The organism is Actinomycetospora sp., assembly GCF_055612215.1.
Genome location: NZ_JBVPVA010000001.1, coordinates 1 through 2,099, shown reverse-complemented (window position 1 = coordinate 2,099; position 2,099 = coordinate 1). Strand labels below are relative to the sequence as shown.

The 2,099-nt window shown below is 77.3% G+C and carries 3 protein-coding genes; 1 reads left to right on the top strand and 2 read right to left on the bottom strand.

The annotated features are described in order from the left end of the window. Nucleotides 1-690, bottom strand: a 690-nt coding sequence (locus tag AC0CYZ_RS00015; protein ID WP_472210724.1) for a PH domain-containing protein, incomplete at its 3' end; no start/stop codon positions are given. Nucleotides 691-795: 105 nt separating this feature from the next. Next, the gene (locus tag AC0CYZ_RS00010) at nt 796-1,641 is read right to left on the bottom strand and encodes a biotin--[acetyl-CoA-carboxylase] ligase (RefSeq protein WP_472210721.1); all 846 of its coding nucleotides are present in this window, start codon (nt 1,639-1,641) and stop codon (nt 796-798) included. A 134-nt stretch (nt 1,642-1,775) separates the two neighbouring features. Here AC0CYZ_RS00010 and AC0CYZ_RS00005 point away from each other — a divergent pair. Then, nucleotides 1,776-2,099, top strand: a 324-nt coding sequence (locus AC0CYZ_RS00005) for a carboxyl transferase domain-containing protein (protein ID WP_472210719.1), incomplete at its 3' end; no start/stop codon positions are given.

The window sequence follows — 2,099 nt, the reverse complement described above, 5'->3', positions numbered from 1 at the left end:
GGGCAGCCGGCGCCCGCGGCGGCGCGGGGTCGGCACGTCGGCGAACTCGCCGCGCTCGTCGTCCCCGTCCTCGTCCCACTCGGCGTCGTCGTCCCAGGTGTCGTCGAGGTCGAGGTCCTCGTCGTCCGGGTCGTCGCCGAGGTCGTCCCCGTCATCGGCGTCGGCGTCGTCCCGCCAGGCACCCCACCGGTCGGGGCGCAGCCCGCCGCGGCGCCGCGCCATCCGCTCGACCTCGGCCGCGACGCGGTCGACCCGCCCGATGCCGTCGAACTGCCAGGGCTCACGGGTGTCGTCGACGGCCACGACGAGGGTCCCGCAGCCCAGCAACCGCTCGGTCACGGTCCGGGTGGTGCGCACCGCGGTGATCGACGCGCCCACCACGGCCACCCCGGTCCGGGACAGCACGCCCTCGCGCACGAGGATGCGCCGGTCGGTGACGACGAAGTGGGTCGAGCGCCAGCGCAGCACCGGCGCGGCCGAGAACCAGCCGAGCAGCCCGAGACCCACCACGAGCACGGCGACGAGCACGGTGACGAACCACGGCGTCGGGCGGGTGAGCGCGACGAGCCACGCCCCGAGGAACGCGACGACGACCGGGAGCACGGCGGGCAGGACGAGCATCCGCCAGTGCGGCCGCACGTGACGCGCGACCCGCTCCCCCGCCACGAGGAGACGTTCCGGGTAGGGCACGGATCTCCTCCCCTCGGGATGGGAGATCGAGCGTATCCGCGCGAGGGCCCGGATCCGAGCACCGCGCCGGGGAAGGACACCGGTCCGGGTGGCCCCCGGTGGGGCCTACGCCTCGGTCCGCACGTGCACGACGTCGCCCGCGGAGACGATCGTGCGGGCCCCGTCGTCGGCCGAGCGCACGACCAGGCGGCCGTCGTCGTCGATGTCCTCCGCGACGCCGTGCAGCTCGCGGTCGCCGGGCAGCGCGACCCGCACGGTGCTCCCGAGGGTCGCGCAGCGCCGCCGGTACCCGGCGAGCAGGCCGGCCCGCGCGGCGTCGCCCCGGGCGGCGCGCCAGTCGTCGTCGAGGGAGGCGAAGGTCGCGAGGACGTCGCCGAGTACGTCGGGACGCGTGCGGCGCACGCTCTGCGCGAGCAGCGACGTCCCGCCCTCGGGGAGCTCGGCCTCGGGCGTGGACACGTTGATCCCGATGCCGACGACGAGCGCCGGCGAGCCGCCGCCGTCGACGACCTCGGCGAGGATGCCCGCACCCTTGCGCCGGCCGGCGCCGAGCAGCAGGTCGTTCGGCCACTTGAGCGCGACGGGGACCGCGGCGTCCCCGGCCGCCGGCCGGTAGTCCTCCATGGCGACGACGAGCGCCAGCCCCGCGATCAGCGGCGCCCAGCCCCACTGCGCCACCGGCACCTGCGCGGGCCGCAGCAGCACCGAGAACGTCAGCCCCTCCGACGGCGCGGACTCCCAGGACCGGTCCCGCCGCCCGCGGCCCGCGTCCTGCTGGTGGGCGACGAGGACGGTGCGGTCGGGCGCCCCGTCCGCGGCGGCCGCGACGAGGTCGGCGTTCGTCGACCCGGTCCGGTCGACGACGTCGACCCGCGCCCACGGCCCCTGCGGCGCGACGGCCGTCTGCGCCACCGCGGCCCAGGCCGCGGCCTCCTTCATCCCCGGGAGCATGGGCGCACGGTAACGGCCACCCCCGACGGTCCCGCCGCGCCGGCGTCGCGGGCGCCCGGCGCCGGGTCCAGTGGCTGGTCTCACGTCCCCGTTCGTCTGGGAGCGCCCGCGGCGTGTCGCTAGGGTCCGCGCTCATGACCGCCGCGACGACGCCGCCGCCCGAGCCCGACGAGGCCGCGGACGAGCCCGACGTCCACACCTCCGCCGGGAAGCTGGCCGACTGGCACCGCCGTCAGCACGACGTCGTCCACGCCGGCTCCGAGCGCGCCGTCGAGCGCCAGCACGCCCGCGGGCGCAAGACCGCCCGCGAGCGCCTCGACCTGCTGCTCGACGAGGGCAGCTTCCTCGAGTTCGACGCCATGGCCCGCCACCGGTCCACGAACTTCGGCCTGGAGGCGAACCGGCCGTACGGCGACGGCGTCGTCACCGGCCAGGGCACCGTCGACGGCCGCCCGGTC

Excerpts from the sequence above, each read along its gene's own strand:
- AC0CYZ_RS00010 (WP_472210721.1), bottom strand. The coding sequence starts at position 1,641 with ATGCTCCCGGGGATGAAGGAGGCCGCGGCCTGGGCCGCGGTGGCGCAG.